Source organism: Nostoc sp., assembly GCF_036919615.1.
GTDB lineage: Bacteria > Cyanobacteriota > Cyanobacteriia > Cyanobacteriales > Nostocaceae > Nostoc.
This window is the reverse complement of record NZ_JBALCN010000052.1, coordinates 1-17878: the sequence shown is the minus strand read 5'-3', so window position 1 is coordinate 17878 and position 17878 is coordinate 1. Positions and strand designations below refer to the sequence as shown.

General features: G+C 42.8%; 15 protein-coding genes and 1 pseudogene. 5 read left to right on the top strand and 11 right to left on the bottom strand.

Annotated elements, in window-relative coordinates; all coding sequences use genetic code 11:
* Positions 1–176: 176 nt before the first annotated feature.
* The 5 genes from V7K48_RS16445 to serA all read right to left on the bottom strand — a co-directional run bounded on the left by V7K48_RS16445 (position 177) and on the right by serA (position 5008).
* Complete coding sequence (locus tag V7K48_RS16445; protein WP_335074205.1) at positions 177–605, bottom strand: fasciclin domain-containing protein; 429 nt, start codon at positions 603–605, stop codon at positions 177–179.
* Positions 606–643: 38 nt separating this feature from the next.
* Positions 644–820 (bottom strand): hypothetical protein, encoded by a 177-nt coding sequence (locus V7K48_RS16440; protein WP_335074203.1) that lies wholly within the window; start codon positions 818–820, stop codon positions 644–646.
* 133 nt (positions 821–953) lie between these two features.
* Entirely contained in the window at positions 954–1754 is an 801-nt protein-coding gene (locus tag V7K48_RS16435) for an SDR family NAD(P)-dependent oxidoreductase (RefSeq protein WP_335074201.1), read from the bottom strand.
* A 676-nt stretch (positions 1755–2430) separates the two neighbouring features.
* A complete protein-coding gene (gene prmA / locus V7K48_RS16430; RefSeq protein ID WP_335074199.1) occupies positions 2431–3351 on the bottom strand; it encodes a 50S ribosomal protein L11 methyltransferase in 921 nt (306 codons plus the stop codon).
* Positions 3352–3427: 76 nt separating this feature from the next.
* Complete coding sequence (gene serA, locus V7K48_RS16425) at positions 3428–5008, bottom strand: phosphoglycerate dehydrogenase (protein ID WP_335074197.1); 1581 nt, start codon at positions 5006–5008, stop codon at positions 3428–3430.
* 780 nt (positions 5009–5788) lie between these two features.
* Between serA and V7K48_RS16420 the strand changes: the two genes are divergently transcribed.
* Positions 5789–6508, top strand: coding sequence for a Uma2 family endonuclease (locus V7K48_RS16420; protein WP_335074195.1), 720 nt, complete (start codon positions 5789–5791; stop codon positions 6506–6508).
* A 105-nt stretch (positions 6509–6613) separates the two neighbouring features.
* Here V7K48_RS16420 and V7K48_RS16415 read toward each other — a convergent pair whose 3' ends face one another.
* A complete protein-coding gene (locus V7K48_RS16415) occupies positions 6614–7468 on the bottom strand; it encodes an HIT family protein (RefSeq protein WP_335074193.1) in 855 nt (284 codons plus the stop codon).
* A 62-nt stretch (positions 7469–7530) separates the two neighbouring features.
* Positions 7531–8309 (bottom strand): annotated as a pseudogene (locus tag V7K48_RS16410) (Uma2 family endonuclease).
* 149 nt (positions 8310–8458) lie between these two features.
* Here V7K48_RS16410 and V7K48_RS16405 point away from each other — a divergent pair.
* The 3 genes from V7K48_RS16405 to V7K48_RS16395 all read left to right on the top strand — a co-directional run bounded on the left by V7K48_RS16405 (position 8459) and on the right by V7K48_RS16395 (position 12742).
* On the top strand, positions 8459–12295 hold the full coding sequence (locus V7K48_RS16405; RefSeq protein ID WP_335074191.1) for a HEAT repeat domain-containing protein: 3837 nt from the start codon (positions 8459–8461) through the stop codon (positions 12293–12295).
* A 15-nt stretch (positions 12296–12310) separates the two neighbouring features.
* Positions 12311–12457, top strand: coding sequence for a hypothetical protein (locus V7K48_RS16400; protein ID WP_335074189.1), 147 nt, complete (start codon positions 12311–12313; stop codon positions 12455–12457).
* A 66-nt stretch (positions 12458–12523) separates the two neighbouring features.
* Positions 12524–12742, top strand: coding sequence for a type II toxin-antitoxin system HicB family antitoxin (locus V7K48_RS16395; protein ID WP_335074187.1), 219 nt, complete (start codon positions 12524–12526; stop codon positions 12740–12742).
* A 59-nt stretch (positions 12743–12801) separates the two neighbouring features.
* Here V7K48_RS16395 and V7K48_RS16390 read toward each other — a convergent pair whose 3' ends face one another.
* Positions 12802–13137 (bottom strand): XisI protein, encoded by a 336-nt coding sequence (locus V7K48_RS16390; protein ID WP_335074185.1) that lies wholly within the window; start codon positions 13135–13137, stop codon positions 12802–12804.
* Positions 13125–13541 (bottom strand): element excision factor XisH family protein, encoded by a 417-nt coding sequence (locus V7K48_RS16385; RefSeq protein WP_335074183.1) that lies wholly within the window; start codon positions 13539–13541, stop codon positions 13125–13127. Before V7K48_RS16385 ends, V7K48_RS16390 begins: the two co-directional genes overlap by 13 nt.
* Positions 13542–13688: 147 nt before the next feature.
* Here V7K48_RS16385 and V7K48_RS16380 point away from each other — a divergent pair, with 147 nt between their 5' ends.
* Positions 13689–14165: a hypothetical protein gene (locus V7K48_RS16380; RefSeq protein WP_335074181.1), complete on the top strand. Its 477-nt coding sequence runs from the start codon at positions 13689–13691 to the stop codon at positions 14163–14165.
* Between the two features lie 467 nt (positions 14166–14632).
* On the opposite strand, the gene V7K48_RS16375 is transcribed toward V7K48_RS16380, so the two are convergent.
* Entirely contained in the window at positions 14633–15463 is an 831-nt protein-coding gene (locus V7K48_RS16375; RefSeq protein ID WP_335074179.1) for a cold shock domain-containing protein, read from the bottom strand.
* Positions 15464–15794: 331 nt separating this feature from the next.
* The gene (locus tag V7K48_RS16370; protein ID WP_335074177.1) at positions 15795–17624 is read right to left on the bottom strand and encodes a glycoside hydrolase family 15 protein; all 1830 of its coding nucleotides are present in this window, start codon (positions 17622–17624) and stop codon (positions 15795–15797) included.
* Between the last annotated feature and the right edge of the window lie 254 nt (positions 17625–17878).

Here is a 17878-nt window from a genome sequence, read left to right as displayed (position 1 = left end):
TCGCTTGCTTGAGAATTGCAAGCATCGCCTTATGCTATGGCAGCCATTTTTCCTAATCCCAGACGAGATGATAAAATATCCGTTGTGTTTGAGAGTTGAATTTTTCTAATCCAAAGCGCGATTGTAGCTACGCCAAATATCAGCAGCAAAAACGGCAACGAATCCATCAAAAGCTCTCAACTGGCAACCAAAAGTTCACTCACAGATTGTGGAACCAGAACAGTATCAATAATATGGATAACTCCGTTATCAGATTCAACATCGGGTTCTACAACTCTGGCATCATTAACCTTAATACCCTCAGAAGTATTGAGCGTCAGCGTCGAACCTTCCACGGTTGGAGTTGAACTCAAGCTGTTAATATCGGTGGATGCAATGCGATCGGCAATCACATGATACGTCAAGAGTTTCTCTAACTCAGGCGGATTGTCTAGAAAAATTCCCATCGTTCCCGAAGGCAGCTTGGAAAATGCTTCGTCGGTCGGGGCAAATAGAGTAATGGAAGCGGGTTCCATTAGTCCCTGCAATAAACTCGCTCGATTAATGGCTTCAACTAAGGTTGTAAACCGACCATCATTTATAAGTGTATCTACGATGTCAGCCATGAGTTATGCTCCTTAAAATATTAGGTGTTCGACTCTAACTAGCGCTGGCGCAGCTGATACCTGGCGTTGTCGCTGGGGTGATTCTGCTTTGAATCCATTTCTTCTGGTTGGCAGAGAAGACCTGCACAAACGCCAAAAGCGCTGATAATAACAAAGGCATTGCGTAAGAGAGCGTTGTCGGCGAAGCCAAACAGCCACGGCAAACTGATCGCCAATCTTTTCGGTATGATTGGGCTGTGCTGACGACAGTTATAGGCTTTGCTATTTTCCTAACCCGATATGATTGCAATATGCCCATCTGTTAAGGAGGCACGATAGTGAGTTGTTAGGACGATAGCTTCGCGTGAATTATTTATTAGCTGATCCGGGTTGATTAAGCTTGCGGTTCTGTTCAGCAGTCACTGTATCAGGTAATAATTGGCTGACAGTGCCCTGAATCTTCGTCTTCAGCGATTCTGCAAGCACACTATCTTTACCTGCCATCAGAGCCTCAAACCCCTGCTTGGCGACTTCGGCTGGATCATCCTTTTTGTCCGAACCCACTTTCGTGTCGTCCAACCCTGCACGATGGAAGAAGTTAGTTTCAGTAGCTCCGGGCATGAGGGCGGTGACGGTAACACCAGTGTCCTTCAATTCGTTGCGGATTGCCTCTGAGAAAGAGTGAACGAATGCCTTGGATGCTGCATAAACTGCCTGGAACGGACTGGGCATCTGGGAGACAATCGATGAGGTAAAGAGAATTCTGCCCTTACCGCGATCAACCATGTCTTTCACGACTCGTTTGGCAAGATGAACCGTTGACACGACGTTTAACTCAATCAGATTGAGTTCTTCCTGCAAATCGGTCTTAGTAAACTCGCCACCAACACCGACACCTGCGTTGATGGCGATCGCATCCACGGGTTGCCCAATCGCCTTAATCTTGTCGTAAAGCATCTCAACTCCGTCATAGGTAGCGAGATCGGCTTGCACCGTCTCGACCTTAGCACCCAACCCCTTGAAGGCAGCAGCCGCCTCATTGATGCTCGAACCAGTAGACGTAACTAAGAGATCAAAGCCGTTTTGGGCAAATTGTTTGGCAAGTTCGTAACCGATGCCGCTGGAAGCACCCGTCACGACAGCTAAGGGACGGGTTAATGAACTGTCCATGATGTTTTACTCCTTTGCTTCTACTTCTTCTACTCCAAACTACAGATGGAATTACCTGTGCTGAATCAGTGTTTCAACCCTTTAAAGACTTTATCTCCCAACTTATTTCATCTTAGGAAGACACTTGATTAATCACCTCTAGCTTAAGGGTGTTTGTAGCGATCGCCTATCTCTGTTGATGGGCTGATTACGTATTAAGTCTAGTTGTATGCTAGGACTCGTGCAAAAATAACTTACCAGTAATTATGCATGTGATAATAATTATCACTACCATCTAGAAATTGATTTTTAATAAATGAGATCGGGTGATTTTTTGCCGTAGTAGAACTTCTCAAGTTAATCTTGCACTAATTTAATTAGCTTAAACCCTTACGAGTAAAGGGTTTATAAAATTATTTAACTGGATTATTTATTTACGGCTGTATCTGTCTAGAATCACAAACACAATTTATGGCGATCGCACACCCAGCAAACTCAAGTTGTTGATACGAACTTTGCACTTGGGATGTAATAGTTATTGAATCTGGGAGCAAATATTCTTAAATCCTTACAGGGAAAATATTTGCAAAATTGTACGACTTTATTTTTTGAGATTAACGTAAATCTGAAGGTAAATAAAAGGGTTACAGACGTTCAAATTGGATGACTTTTTTATTTCTTTAGAATATCCACTAGGTTAAGAACGCCGGACATTCAAGCAACACCATTCTTTGCGTTTCCACAGGGTAGCAATGACCCAACCATTTTCTTCTAAGGCGTCAGCAACAGCTTTAGATTGTTCCAGTAAAATACCACTGAAGATAGCCCAAGTTTCAGGTTTAGCGATCGCACTCATTTCTGGAACCAATTCAATAATCACATTAGCCAAAATATTGCATACAATGCCGTCCACTGGTTGAGAAACTAGTTTTGTCAAAACGTCTACACTTCCCAGTGCTGGTAGTAAACGTTCTGGACTAATGTCGTTCAGGGCACTATTACTGCTAGTTGATTGCACCGCCAAAGGGTCAGTATCTACTGCATAGACTTTCTCGGCTCCCAGTAGCAGCGCCCCAATCGAAAGGATACCAGAACCACAGCCAATATCCGCAATTACCAGATGTTCATGTTTACCATTAGTACCCATAAACGACTGAGGAACTCCACTCAGCCGCATTTCTAGGGATTCCAAACATAGCTGAGTAGTAGCATGATTCCCCGTACCAAATGCTACACCAGGGTCAAGACGAATCACTAACCGTTCCGTTGTTTTTGGTAATGGTAGCCAAGCGGGGTTGATTAGGAAGCGATCGCCTATTTCTTGGGGATGCCAATATTGTTTCCAGCTAGTCGCCCAATCTTCCTCATCAATTAACTGCCATTGCAGTAAGGGAGATGAAAGTCTTACACAGAGGGCATCTTGACGCAGCCACAGCGACAGTGCTGCCAAATCTAGTAGCTGTGTTTGAATTGTCGGCAAGTAAGCTCTTACTAAAGATGAATTTCCTTTGTTTTCACTAGCTGTACCACGGCAGCCAAAATCTTCCAGTCGCCAAAAGATAGAATCTTCTAGGTCTGGCTCACATAAAATCTGTAGTTCCCACCAGGTGTTTGCCATAAAAAAGTAAAAAGTAAAAAGGTAAAAGGTAAAAGAAAAAGGATTTCTTTTTACTTTTGCCTTTTTACTTTTGCCTTTATAGTGTTACTGTATACGCATCCCGAATACCAGGGACTTTAATAATCTCATCTAAAATGCCCTCAGGTAAAGGGTCATCTATACTCAGAGCCATTACCGCATCACCACGGACGATTTTACGACCTACTTGCATACTGGCAATATTCACATTAAAACTGCCGAGTAGGGAACCAAGTTTGCCTATAATCCCTGGCATATCACGGTGCAGGGTAAATAGCATATATTTGCTGGGTGGGACGTTAATCGGGAAACCGTCAACATCAGTCAGGTGGATTTCCCGCTCACCCAACAAAGCGCCTGTGACAGAATGAGTCCCTAAAGTACCTGTGGCTTCTAGATGAAGCGTTCCGGCATAGTCTCTAATGGAAGCATCACGGGTTTCAATCACTCGAATTCCGCGTTCTTTAGCTTCTATGCTGGCATTTACGTAATTTACCCGTTCCCGCAAAGCTTGGTAAAGTAATCCTTTCAGGGCAGCAACTACCAAAGGCTGACTTTTGTTAGTCGCGAGTTCCCCTTGCAGTCGAATATTGAGTACTTCCACCCGTCCGCCAGCTAGCTGTCCCACCAGGTTACCTAGAGTTTCTGCTAGTTGCATGTAGGGTTTGAGTTCTTCCAACACATCGGGGCCGAGTCCGGGAATGTTGACGGCTGAACGCGCTGGTAGTCCTAAAAGTACATCCCGAATTTGTTCAGCAACATCAATGGCTACATTTACTTGAGCTTCTGCGGTGGAGGCTCCCAAATGGGGGGTGAGGATGATTTCTTTGCCTAGCGATCGCAACTCAGATTCACCCAGTGGTTCCGACTCAAACACATCCAAGGCTGCACCCCCGATTTTACCCGTTTTCAGAGCTGCTGCTAAAGCTACTTCATCAATGATCCCACCACGAGCGCAGTTGATAATCCGGGCTGTGGGTTTCATCTTTGCCAGGGTTGTGGCATTGATTAAGTGGGTGGTTTCTGGGGTTTTAGGGATGTGTAGGGTGATATAATCTGCTTGCTGGAAGAGTAAATCTAGCTCCACTAACTGACAGCCAAGTTGTTCAGCTCGGTCTGTAGAAATAAAAGGGTCATAAGCTAGGAGTTTCATCCCCATTGTCTTAGCTACAGCGGCAACGTGGGAGCCAATTTTACCCAAACCGACAACGCCGAGAGTTTTTTTGTAGACTTCCGCGCCAACAAAGCTATTGCGATCCCACGCACCGCGTTTCACCGAAGCGTTAGCATCGGGGATGTGGCGAGACAAAGCCAAAATCATCGCTAGTGCATGTTCGGCGGCGGCAATTGTATTTCCCTCTGGAGAATTGACTACTACAATCCCCCGGCGTGTGGCAGCGGGAACATCCACATTATCCACACCCACACCAGCACGACCGATGATTTTTAGCTGGGTGCCGGCTTCAATAATTTCTTGGGTGACGCGTGTACTAGAGCGAATCATCAGCGCGTCATACTCACCAATAATTTCGAGCAGTTGGGCTGGTTTTAGACCTATTTTGACATCAACAGTAGCAACTTGCGAAAGAATGTCAATTCCAGCTTGGTCAATCGAATCGGAGACAAGAACCTTAGACATGATTACTTCATTTAAAGCTACAGGTTTTGCTGCACAAGACTTTTTAGTTTAGTCTTTATCTGTCGCAATTCCACAAAAATTATTCGTTTGAATATCAACTTAACCTTTACTTACCCTACGTGCTGATGGTATCGAAGCGTGAGTTGCCCCTAGTGGGTACTGCCTCCTTAGTATTTGAATATGAGTGGCTGTTTGTGCCACCCTGTCGCTAAATATAAAGCATGAATACCACTAAGCACCTACATATTTATTAATAGTTAAGAGTTACCAAAATTTTATCGGCTTAAGCAACTTTCTGGGTGGGGTAGAAACGCTTGCATTCTTGACTGGGCTGCAACTTTAGCTGAGGCAATGCTCTGCAAAACCAGGAAAAGAGCCAGTAATTATTATATCTGTCGAATCTTGGCTGTTTCTCAATACCACAAGTGGTATCCCTTAGTCAAAGCAAAACATTGCATCATCAAGATAATCAGATTGTGATAGTTAAAATTTAGATATCAAATAAATTTTCTTCCTAATCATTTTGGCAGATTTAAGATTGTTTAGTAGTTAAAAGCGCCAATTAGTGTCAGTAGAGTACTTAATATACATTAGTACTAAAGCACTGCGGAAATAAACAACCCATTCCAAATCAACGAAACGCTTATGCTATATTCATTTTGACTTTTGACTTTTAACTTTTGACTTCCGCCTTGCGGTAGTACGCTACTGATCTAGTTGCGGAGAAATCGCTATAATTCTGGTGAGCCAAATATCCTTTGAGTTTTGGGGAAACCAACCATGTTAGAGTACAACTTGCCAAAGTACTTGCCCTCAGCCGAGGAACTACCAGACTCTGATGAAACGCCTGTGGATAATGAACTGCAAGAATTGATACCAGGCTTGCTGAAGGCGATCCTGCTGATTCTTTGGGCAGAACGCATGGACTGGCTCTTTGCCATAGATATGGGTATTTATTATCACCCCGATAAACCGGCCATTGTGCCAGATGGGTTTTTGAGCTTAGGGGTAGAGCGGTTTTATGATGAGGAACTGCGTCCCAGTTATGTGCTGTGGGATGAAAATGTTGTACCGATTTTCGTGCTAGAAATAGTTTCGCAAAATTATCGCAAGGAATACACTACTAAATTGGATGAATATGCGGCTTTGGGTGTACTTTACTACGTGATTTATTCCTCCCGTCGTCGCCGCAAACCGCATTTGGAAGTACATAAGTTAGTTAATAGTAGGTATGAATTGCAAGAAGGAAACCCCGTTTGGCTAACAGAAATTGGACTGGGAATTGGTTGCGAAAGGGGAAATTATTGCGGTGTAACGCGGGAATGGATGTATTGGTATGATGAGCAAGGACAACGCTACCTCACGCCTGCAGAACAAATAAAACAAGAAGCACAACGCGCTCAACAAGAAGCACAACGCGCTCAACAAGCAGAACAAAGAGTGCAACAATTGACAGAACAATTAAGAGCGCTGGGAATAGATCCAAATAATCTCGGTTAACTGAAATATTTTGCAATATTTTCAACAAGACTGAAAAATCAGGTTTTTCAGATTTATGCACTTGCTATAAATCCGGGTTTGTTACTAGAAGCTGTCAGTAAAAAACTATTGCTTTTTAGGAATAACGTTCCTGATTCCACTTTTAGTAGAGACAGTATCACCTTTGTAACGAGGGATGATATGAATACTGGCGTGCATAATATTTTGACCTGCGGCTCGGTTGATATTCATTCCTACATTAAAGCCATCAGGTTCAAATTCTGCTTTGAGAATTTCTTGTACTTTGTTCACCATAAACCAGCAAGCAGATTGCTCTTTCAATGGTAGTTCAAAATAACCGCTAACATGACGTTTTGGAATAACTAAAATATGTCCTTTACTTATAGGATAACCATCAAAAATTGCGTAAGCAGTTGCTGATTCAGTTAATAGTTTGAGAGTTTTCTGGGGATTACAGAATATACAATAATTAGATGAATTTCGCTGATGATTGTAATGAACGTATTCATATAATTCCCGATGCTCATCTAAGCAAACTGAAGTAAAGGGAAGTTTTACAATACACTGATAAGTAGGTTTTTTGTGGACATAATGTTCTCGAAAGCCTTCTCTTTTGATATCCCTTCTTACAGCATAATAAGCTTTACCTCCTGGTTTTAATAAGTGTGAGACTTCCATAATAACATTAGTTTGTTCTTCAGTAAATAAAACATTTAAAACATAAAAGCAGATTATTGTATCAAATTTCTTATCAGGATATTCTGGAAAATAATAGGGGTCATAGGCTGTAATATCACAACCTTTTTGGCGCAATATTTTAACATCATTACCAAAGCCACAACCAAAGTCTAGTATTTTGCCTTGGAGAAGGTTTTGATTTAATAAAAACTGTGCAGGAAATGATAGATAACTTCTTTCGATCGCAGTAAGATGGCTGAACTGATTTTTTTGCTGTTTCATGGAATTTTGGTGCTGATGTCCCAAAATTATTATTCCCAGCATCCGTTTAGGTTATGCGATGTCTACGACGGGCTATTCGGCGTCGCATCAGGGTCAATACCTAGCTCGCGTAACTTAGCTGCTAGTATATCAGCGCGTTGGCTTTCCTGTTGGGCGCGTTGGCGTTCCTGTTGGGCACGTTGGCGTTCTTGTTCAGCTTGTTCGCTGCTCCACAACAGCAAATTTCCTTCTCTATCCCACCAGCGTAGCCAATTCATGGTTTGGCATAATCTTTCACCTTGCCAAATTCCGAGAAATAACTCTAACTCAGGAATCCAGTAAAGTCTATTAGCGTCTGCTTGATGCAAAGTATATTGTCCATTTTGCAAGCAACGTAGTTCTATGCTTGGTTCGTAAGGGTCGTAGGTTACGTAGGTTGGAACTTGGAGTATCTTTTCGTAATAATAGAGTTTACCATAGGGTGGAGTTGAGCGGACTGATAGTTCTCCATCTTCTGTGTCTGAGAGAAATTCCATCACCACAGCTACAGCAGCGCCTTCTAAATTTGGGGTATAGCTGCGACGAACTACATTTGTTCCTACAGACTGCACTTGAGGGACATAAAACCAATCAGGGGCTTTAAGACAATTTTTTTGTTGACTGTGGCTACAAGTCCAAAATTAGAGCCAATCAGCATCTGGGGTTGGATGCGTCCTGTGCTTCCCAAAGCATCGGTAAGCGCAGCAGCGATCGCAGGTTGTTGAATATTTTCCACTGGCTCGTCAGGTAAAATGAAGTCGGCTGGAAGTGCTTCCCAAGTAACAATTGGTTCTTTTTGGATGGGGTTAACTTGTAGAACCATAGAATTACTCCTAATATCAATGCAGAGTTATTAGTTATTTTTAACAAATCTTCAGCTAGCATCGCTTTTAACTTACAAGACTCATAAATCTGGAAATATTCCTGAAGCTAGTGTATATACTCGTAATCAAGCACTTAGCAGGCGTGAGTATGATAGTTGAGTGGTTCACTCTCTGGATAGGTCAAAAAACGGTTGGATTTCTTGTCAAAACTATTATCAGCGAAGAGTTTGTCAAGGATTTAGTCAAGGACTACGCTAAAGATTTTTTCAAAAATATCTTTAATAATGCTGTAACCGCGCCTTTTAAGCGAGAACCCTTGGAGAAAGCTGTTGTCATGGCTGTAACAGAATTTTTGCAGCTGATGCAGCAGGATTTAGATGATAGTGAACTTGCTGTAGATGAAATCAAAAAGTATGAGCAGCCACTAAATAAATTTTTGAAGCATCTAGAAGTCAAAGGAATTTTGGGAACTGCTTTTAAAGATGACTCTCAAGCTATAGACACCAAAAAATTAGAAACAATTTGGGATGAACTTAATGCTTCATACCCGTTACCGGATGATTTTAACTGGAAACGGATTGCCAGGAAATATCTGCAAAAGGTTAAAGAGATTATTATAGGAGTTCCTGAACTGCGAGGGATTCTGGATTCCCGAAATTTAGACAAAATCCAGAATAACACAACAGAGATAGCCGGGATTATTCCTGATTTTGATTTGGAAAGATACCAAGAAGCTATTAAGGAAACCTATAGCAATCTTAATTTAGACAGTTTAGATACAAGTACCTATGATTATCGAGATAAACTCAAAGTCTGGGATATCTTCATAGAACAAAATGTCCGGGAAATTCACCAAGTTATTCCCCGAATTCACGAACTGCCGAAAGAACATCTCCGAAGATTGCGAGAAACTAACGAACTGGAAGCAGAAGTTGAGTTAGAAGAATTAGAACGCTACAAACAAGTTTATTTAGAACAACCGAAACGTTCTGTTGTGGATATTGTAAATCAGCAGCAGACTAATAAATATATCGTGATTCTGGGCGACCCTGGTTCAGGGAAATCTACTTTATTAAAATACTTGGCATTAAATTGGGCTAGGAGTACTCTGAATAATTCTTTTTCTCTAGTGATTCCTGTGCTGATTGAGTTACGCACTTATATGCGGCGGCGGGAGGATAAAGAGTGTGATAATTTTCTCGAATTTTTTCATAAATGTAGTGGTGCGATTTCTCACCTCAACCAACATCAACTGCACGAACAGCTAAAGAGTGGTAAGGCTTTGGTGATGTTCGATGGTTTAGATGAGGTATTTGATCCTGCTCAACGAGAAGATGTAATTACTGATATTCATCGCTTCACTAATGAATATCGTGATGTGCAGGTTATTGTCACTTCTCGCGTGATTGGCTACAAACCGCAACGTTTGCGGGATGCTGAGTTTCACCACTTTATATTGCAAGATTTAGAAGCAGAACAAATTCAGGATTTTATTTACCGCTGGCATGAGTTAACTTTTATCGATACTGCGGATAAAGTTAGAAAACGGGAACGGCTGCGAATCGGGATTGAGACTTCACAATCCATTGCAGAACTAGCAGGAAATCCTCTGTTGTTGACGATGATGGCGATTCTGAATCGGAATCAGGAATTGCCAAGAGATAGAGCCGAACTTTACAATCAAGCATCGCGGGTATTGCTGCATCAATGGGATGTGGAACGTGCTTTGCAAGAAGACAAGAGGTTAGATCCTAAAATTATTGATTATAAAGATAAGCAAGCAATGTTGCGTCAGGTTGCCTATCATATGCAAACCGGCGATAAAGGTTTGGCTGGCAATTTGATTAGTGTAGGTGATTTAGAGAAGATTTTGACTGACTATTTCAAAAGTCTAGAAATCAGTCAAGTTAGAGAAGTTGCGCGGGTGATGATTAATCAACTGCGGACTCGCAACTTTATTTTATGTTTCTTGGGTGCAGATTACTATGCCTTTGTGCATCGGACTTTTTTAGAATATTTCTGTGCTTGGGAGTTTGTCTGGCAGTTTGAGAAGGAACGCAGTATTACAATTGGGGATCTCAAAACTGAAGTTTTTGGCAAACACTGGCAAGATGAAACTTGGCATGAGGTGTTGCTGTTAATTGCAGGAATGATTGATGTTAAGTTTGTTGGTGAAATTCTTGATGACTTAATGGTGCGAGATGGGGAAGAGGAAAAGTTTATCAACTTATTTTTAGCGGCTAACTGTCTTGCAGAAGTGAGAAATCGCTTGATGATTGTGTCAACGGCTAATCAATTACTTGACAAACTCAAAGACTTAACTAAATATGACCTCTGGTACTATTACGAACCCTATGATGATGAAGAAGAAATTGAGCTAATTCAGGAAATTCGCACTCAGGCAGTTGCAACAGTCGCCGCGATTTGGAAAGATAACAGCGATACCTTACACTGGCTCAAAGACCGTGCCACTGCTGATAATGATGAGGATGTGCGACGTGCAGCCATCCAAGCATTAGCCAGCAATTTCAAAGATCACCCGGACACCCGCTTGATTCTCAAAGACCGCGCCACTGCTGATAATGATCGGGACGTGCGACGTGCAGCCATCGAAGCATTAGCCAGCAATTTCAAAGATTACCCGGACACCCGCTCGATTCTCAAAGACCTCGCCACTGCTGATAATGATGAGGATGTGCGACGTGCAGCCATCCAAGCATTAGCCAGCAATTTCCCAGATGATCCAGACACCCACTCGTTTCTCAAAGACCGCGCCACTGCTGATAATCAATGGTATGTGCAAGGTGCAGCCATCGAAGCATTAGCCAGCAATTTCAAAGATCACCCGGATACCCGCTTGATTCTCAAAGACTGCACCACTGCTGATAATCATGAGTATGTGCGAGGTGCAGCCATCCAAGCATTAGCCAACAATTTTAAAGATCACCCAGACACCCGCTTAATTCTCAAAGACTGCGCCACTGCTGATGATCAAAAGTATGTGCGACGTGCAGCCATCAAAGCATTAACCAGGAATTTTAAAGATCACCCGGACACCCACTCGATTCTCAAAGACCGCGCTACTGCTAATGATGATGAGGATGTACGATATGCAGCTATCGAAGCATTAGCCAGCAATTTCCCAGATGACCTGGAAACTTGCTTAATTTTGAAAGACTGCGCCACTGCTGATAATTTTGGGAATGTTCAACGTGCAGCCATCGAAGCATTAGTCAGCAATTTCCCAGATGACCCAGACATCCCCTCGTTTCTCAAAGACCGCGCCACTGCTGATAATCATGAGTATGTGCGACGTGCAGCCATTGAAGCATTAGCCAGCAATTTCCCAGATGATCCAGACACCCGCTCGATTCTTAAAGACTGTGCCACTGTTGATAATCAATGGTATATACGACGTACAGCCATTGAAGCATTAGCTAGCAATTTCAAAGATCACCTGGACACCCGCTCCTTTCTTAAAGACCGCGCCACTGCTGATAATGAAGGGTATGTGCGATATGCAGCCATCGAAGCATTAGCCAGCAATTTCAAAGATCACCCGGACACCCGCTCGATTCTCAAAGACCGCGCCACTGCTGATAATCATCGGAATGTGCGAGGTGCAGCCATTAAAGCATTAGCCAGTAATTTCAAAGATCACCCGGACACCCGCTTGATTCTCAAAGACTTCGCCACTGCTGATAATCATGGGGATGTGCGACATGCAGCCATCGAAGCATTAGCTAAACACTTCAGAAATCAGCCTGAGTTGTTTGAAATTTACTACAACTGCGCTGTCAATGACTCCTTTGAGCGTGAGCAAGACTATGAAACCAACCCTCGGCGCGTTGCACTGGAGATAATTATCAAGCAATTTCCTCAGCATCCTCAGACTTTACCACTGTTGCACGATAAGGCAAAGAATGATCCAGATGAGGAAGTGCGAGAGTTTGCTCAACAGAAGTTGGCAGAATTAGAGAAGTAAAGGAGTTTCAAAAATATGAACAACACAGAAGTTCGTCAACAAATCGACCAATATCTAGATGCATTGTCTTCAGAACGCCTAGAACTGGTTGCTGACTTCTTAGCTTATCTAGCAGACAAAGAAAGTGAAGACGTTACCCAAGAGTTACTTGATAATTCGTAATTCGTAATGACGCTCGCGGACTCGCTAACGCTACGCTAACGTGATTCGTAATTCTGTTTTAGAAGAATGAAATATACAATCGTTATTCAGTGGTCTGATGAAAATGAGTGTTTTGTTGTGAGTCTTCCTGAATGGGGAGAATTTTGTCATACTCACGGAGATAGTTACGAAGAAGCTTTCAAAAATGCTCAAGAAGTTTTAGAAATGCTGATTGAATCATCTTTGGCAGATGGTCAACTTCTACCAGAGCCAAAAACGCTAGAAAAGTCGTTAAAAGTAGCATAACTTGAAAAAAGCGCTCCCTTAACATCTACCCAAATAATTTTAAGTTCTAGCTCGTTGGTTTAACCAACAGCATAATCTGTAAATTGTCGTTTAAACGGTGAATGAAAGCCGACGACTATATCCTGCTTGGGGATACCTAAATTCACTAAGTCTTCTCCTACTTCATTTTCTGTCCCGTTATGTTGCAGCCACACTTTACCATCTTTAATATCTATATGTAAAAAACAACCATAAACACGGCGCTGATTTTTCCAACCGACATTCACAAGTTGGTAGTGGTGATGTTCTGTGTCAAAAATTAATTGAGTTTCAATTTCGGGGTCTTGACTAGCAATTGCAGCATATTCTTGGAGAAGTTGCTGAATTATTTTTTTATATTGTGTTAGTTTATCCATTCGACAATATCCTCCGTCACAGGCTGATAAGTAATCAGTTTAAGTTGATATGTTTTGATAATATTTTGTACAAGTCTGATAGTAAAAAATGACGTGTATGTATCGATGGGAACTGCTAAATAAAGAGTCCGGTCTGGTTCTTGTTCAGATAATGCTAGTCGATAATTAATAAACTGTCCTAAAGCTGTGTGAAATTCTGAAATTACAGATGTTTTAAAAAAGCTTTTAACTTCAACAGCAATTTTTTCTCCCTCTCTTTCTGCTGCAAGAATTTTTTCTGCTCCTAAATCTATGTACATATCCCCTAACTCAAAACTAACAGGTAAGGGATCATGAGTAATTTTCCACCCTTCTTTTTCTAGTGCTTGCTTGACTGCATTGTGAAAGATATCTCTAGCTGGCATGATCTAACATCTTAATCAAATATACTAAAAATTTTAATCAGAAGATGTGCCACAGCTACGGCCGTGGTAAATATCGCATTTACTCTGGGAATCATATACTTAGCAAATCTTGCTACTAACTCTCTAGTATCCCCAGGTAATTATACGATGGCTAATCAAAACATCACAGCCACTCTTTCGCCAGAAGATATCCAAGAAATTAAAGCAGCCCTACAAATAATCGAACAAAAGATGCCCTTTCTCATTGCTTTAACTGCCCAAGAACGCCGCAAGTTATTCAAAATGGGCGATAAAAGCCTAGCTTTTGTGAACAATAGCGTCAACGCTGCTCAGTCTAACCCTGAAATTCTCCCACCCAGCTTTGACATTGAGGAATTTATCCAAGATTATCAACTAGCCACCACACTCAGCGAACTTTTAATCTCAATCCGGCAACTCACCGAACAAGTAGATGATACCCTATTGGCAGTCGGTAGCGAAGCGATGCTCGGCAGTTTGACAGTTTATGATTACGTCAAGACAGCAGCGAAAAAGACTCCAGGCTTAAAAACTGTAGCAGAGCTGTTGAGCGATCGCTTTAAAGCTATTAGTAAAGGCAGAACTGCAAAAACTTCCGGCTCTTGATAAATTGATACTCGTGAATGAGTCTTTTATCTCCGTTCATCCACCTTTGATACTCGTGAACGAGTCTTTTAGCTCCATTCATCTACCTTTAATACTCGTAAATGAGTCTTTTATCTCCGTTCATCCACCTTTTATACTCATTAATGAGTCTTTTATCTCCGTTCATCCACCTTTTATACTCATTAATGAGTCTTTTATCTCCGTTCATCCACCTTTGATACTCGTGAACGAGTCTTTTATCTCTGTTCATCCACCTTTTATACTCATTAACGAGTATTTGAACTGGATTCATCCACCTCAGAACTCCCTTAACGAGTTATTACTATTTAGCAAACAGCTACTCTCAGCCTTCAGTAGTGCGCTTTTCCTTGAGTAAATGCAGGGCGATCGTGCCAACACCTTTGGCGATCGCTTGCTAGTAAACCGCTATAATTCAGGTGAGCCAAATACGGTTAAGTATCAAAGGTTCAATGTTGCTTGTGAATATTACGCGCCGTTAGACCAAACTTACTGTCAACCAGTTCAAACTTTACGCGTGTTCCAGCTTGTAGCGTGCGGTATCCCTCGCCTGGAATAGCAGTAAAATTGAAGAAGATTTCCTTGCCCTCATCCGTGATAATCATGCCACTGCCTGCTTTGAGATCGAACCAGCGTACAGTTCCCTGCAATACGGAAAGTCCGTTTGCTCCAAGCGGTGGTGCTCCATTGCTCCACTCTTGTTGAGGGATGCGAATTCGTTTCACTTCTGGTGTATCGTAGGCTTCATACTGATAGTCCGAGCGCATCTCCATAATCGCTCGCAGATCGTGTCGCAGTTCTTCAATTGTGGGTCGTCCTACAAAGAACCAGCCATTATAAATTTTATGAATCGTTAAGTTAGGATAGAGTACAAACGTATAAGGTTGAGCGCGATCAGCATATTCTCCTTCTGTTTCATCGAGGATGTTGATCTGTTTAATCAATTCACGTTTCTCATCAGATAAAAACTGCCACTTTGCACCCAAACCCGCTCGAAAGGCGGCTTGGACGATCGGTGGATCAACTCCGATTGTCACTAGCTTGCCGTAGTTAACTGCGAGTTCATGCTGAAATTGCACTAGATGGGGAAGCTGTTGGCAATCGCGGGGACAGAAGAATCCTCGGTAGAAAATTACAATTAGCGGATAGCCATCCGTGAAGCCTAAATACTGATCCATGAGACTAGGTTGAGTAAAGTAAGAGAGTTTTACCCACTCGTTCTCATGGTTTAGTAATTCAACATCAGGAAACCTGTCACCTATGTGCAAGTTCGTGGTCATGAATTAATCCTCTCTAGATATGGGACAGCTCGTTTATATGCAATACACTTTGACCTCTCTCCAAACCTCTCTCCTTTTAGGAGAGAGGCTTTGAATCTTACCCCCCTTCCCTACAAGGGAAGGGGTTGGGGGTTAGGTCTGTATTGGACTCAACCGAGAAGCGCTATATTGGGACAGCTCGCTATGTCCTCACCCATCAATAATCGCGCTAGGCTCGGCAACGCTTCGCCAAATTATATCTGCTGTTTCCATGCGTTGCTTATCCTCTCAGACAAAGCGAGTTTTTGATCATCATAATGCTTGTTGCAGATTAACAAAGGCGTGCCAATCTCTAATCTATCGTTCCAAGTGCCTTATCCAAATTCCATGCCGCACTAATCAGAGATAAATGCGTAAAGGCTTGCGGAAAATTTCCCAGTGCCTCACCGCTCGCACCCGTCTCTTCGCCATACAGTCCCAAGTGATTGGCGTAACTGAGCATCTCCTCAAACATTAATCGAGCTTGTTCTAACCGCGCTGGATCGACTCGTCCGGCTCGTGTCATCGCCTCGACTAGCCAAAACGTACACAGGTTGAATGTACCCTCTTTACCACTCAAACCGTCGCTGCTCATGCCCGGGCTATAACGATACACTAGACCGTTGGAGACCAATCCACCTGCCTCTGGAGGACGATTAATGGCATCCAGTGTCGCTAGCATTTGGGGATCATTGGGCGCGAGGAAGAACACCAACGGCATGATTAAACTGCTGGCATCCAGCGCATCGCTGTCATAATGCTGAACAAAAGCGCCCCGCTTCTCATTCCATCCTTTCGTCATGATTTCTTGATAAATCTGATCGCGCACCTTCAGCCAGCGATCGCGATCAGCAGGAAACGAGCGCTTATCGGCTAATCGCAACCCCCGATCAAGTGCCACCCAACACATGAGTTTGGAATACACCACCTGTTTGCGTCCGTCTCGTGGTTCCCAAATGCCTTCATCTTCTCGCTGCCAGTTGTCACACACCCAATTTAGCAACTGTTGTAGATGAGTCCAGAGCTTGTAAGAAATCGGTGCGCCGTACTTGTTGTAGAGATACACTGCATCCATCAACTCACCATAAATATCAAGCTGCAACTGATTATAAGCAGCATTGCCAATCCTTACAGGATAGGAATTTCGATAACCAGACAAGTGTTCCAAAATTTCTTCATCCAAGTTTTGGCGTCCATCAATGCCATAAGCTAACTGTAATGGACCATTCGGTTTCATTTTATAGCAGCGGTGTTCCAGCCAATTCATAAACTGCGTGGCTTCTTCCGTGAATCCGATTCGTAACAATCCATACAGTGTAAACGCCGCATCGCGAATCCAGGTATAGCGATAGTCCCAATTGCGTTCACCGCCAATTTCTTCAGGTAATCCAAACGTCGGAGCTGCAATGATCGCTCCTGTTGGTTTATAGGTGAGCAGTTTGAGTACTAGTGCTGATCGCTCCACCATCTCACGCCATCGTCCCTTATAGTTGCATTGGGAAAGCCAATGCCGCCAGTATAGTACTGTGCTTTCAAACAGTTTGATCGCTTCATTTTTGAGCAGAGGCAATCCACATCCAGCGTCCGGTTCAATCTCTCGCAGCCCAAACACGACCGTTTGTCCAGCTTCCAGTTCAAACTCAGCCCAGACACCCCGGTTGTCCTGTTCAAGGGGAATGTCCGTAACTAATCCCAAACTAAGTGTAGGTGAGATGAAACACGCGCCGCCGGATGTTAGTTTGGTTTCATATTGATCGCGAACATAGTTAAAGGCGGGATAGCACTCCAACCGAAACCTCATACTACAGCGAATTATCCTGACTTGTCGAATCAACCAGCGATCGCCTGAATCGGATGCACTAACGGGCATGAAGTCAATCACTTCTCCGACACCGCATGGTGAGAGAAATCGGGTCACTAGAACATTGGTGCCAGGATAATAAAATTGTTTATGCTTGACGCTTTCGACACAAGGCGCGATCCGGAAATGCCCACCTTTTTCACTATCGAGGAGCGCTGCAAATACGTTTGGTGAGTCGTGTCTGGGAAAACAAAACCAGTCAATCGACCCATTTAGCCCCACTAATGCTGTGGTGTGCATATTGCCGATGATGCCGTAGTTCTCGATCGGTTGATAGCTCATTTGGTTAGTTTCCCCTCACTCCATAAATCTCCAGCAGGTACAATACCTAACTGTTGCATCATGCCGAGGTCAATATAACGCTCAACAAGAACTTTGTTTTGCTTTGACATAAGATACGTCTTCACGATGAAATTAGGGAGTAGAGGAAGTACTTTTACTAAGCAACGAGCGCTTCTCTGGGATTTAGATTAACGCCAGATGATTATTAATTAGAACCAGGCATCATCTCGCAGCTATTATCCCACATTCTGCTG

Excerpts from the sequence above, each read along its gene's own strand:
- V7K48_RS16375 (WP_335074179.1), bottom strand. The coding sequence starts at position 15,463 with ATGACCACGAACTTGCACATAGGTGACAGGTTTCCTGATGTTGAATTA.
- prmA (WP_335074199.1), bottom strand. The coding sequence starts at position 3,351 with ATGGCAAACACCTGGTGGGAACTACAGATTTTATGTGAGCCAGACCTA.
- serA (WP_335074197.1), bottom strand. The coding sequence starts at position 5,008 with ATGTCTAAGGTTCTTGTCTCCGATTCGATTGACCAAGCTGGAATTGAC.
- V7K48_RS16435 (WP_335074201.1), bottom strand. The coding sequence starts at position 1,754 with ATGGACAGTTCATTAACCCGTCCCTTAGCTGTCGTGACGGGTGCTTCC.
- V7K48_RS16395 (WP_335074187.1), top strand. The coding sequence starts at position 12,524 with ATGAAATATACAATCGTTATTCAGTGGTCTGATGAAAATGAGTGTTTT.
- V7K48_RS16390 (WP_335074185.1), bottom strand. The coding sequence starts at position 13,137 with ATGGATAAACTAACACAATATAAAAAAATAATTCAGCAACTTCTCCAA.
- V7K48_RS16415 (WP_335074193.1), bottom strand. The coding sequence starts at position 7,468 with ATGAAACAGCAAAAAAATCAGTTCAGCCATCTTACTGCGATCGAAAGA.
- V7K48_RS16445 (WP_335074205.1), bottom strand. The coding sequence starts at position 605 with ATGGCTGACATCGTAGATACACTTATAAATGATGGTCGGTTTACAACC.
- V7K48_RS16400 (WP_335074189.1), top strand. The coding sequence starts at position 12,311 with ATGAACAACACAGAAGTTCGTCAACAAATCGACCAATATCTAGATGCA.
- V7K48_RS16370 (WP_335074177.1), bottom strand. The coding sequence starts at position 17,624 with ATGAGCTATCAACCGATCGAGAACTACGGCATCATCGGCAATATGCAC.
- V7K48_RS16405 (WP_335074191.1), top strand. The coding sequence starts at position 8,459 with ATGATAGTTGAGTGGTTCACTCTCTGGATAGGTCAAAAAACGGTTGGA.
- V7K48_RS16420 (WP_335074195.1), top strand. The coding sequence starts at position 5,789 with ATGTTAGAGTACAACTTGCCAAAGTACTTGCCCTCAGCCGAGGAACTA.
- V7K48_RS16385 (WP_335074183.1), bottom strand. The coding sequence starts at position 13,541 with ATGCCAGCTAGAGATATCTTTCACAATGCAGTCAAGCAAGCACTAGAA.
- V7K48_RS16380 (WP_335074181.1), top strand. The coding sequence starts at position 13,689 with ATGGCTAATCAAAACATCACAGCCACTCTTTCGCCAGAAGATATCCAA.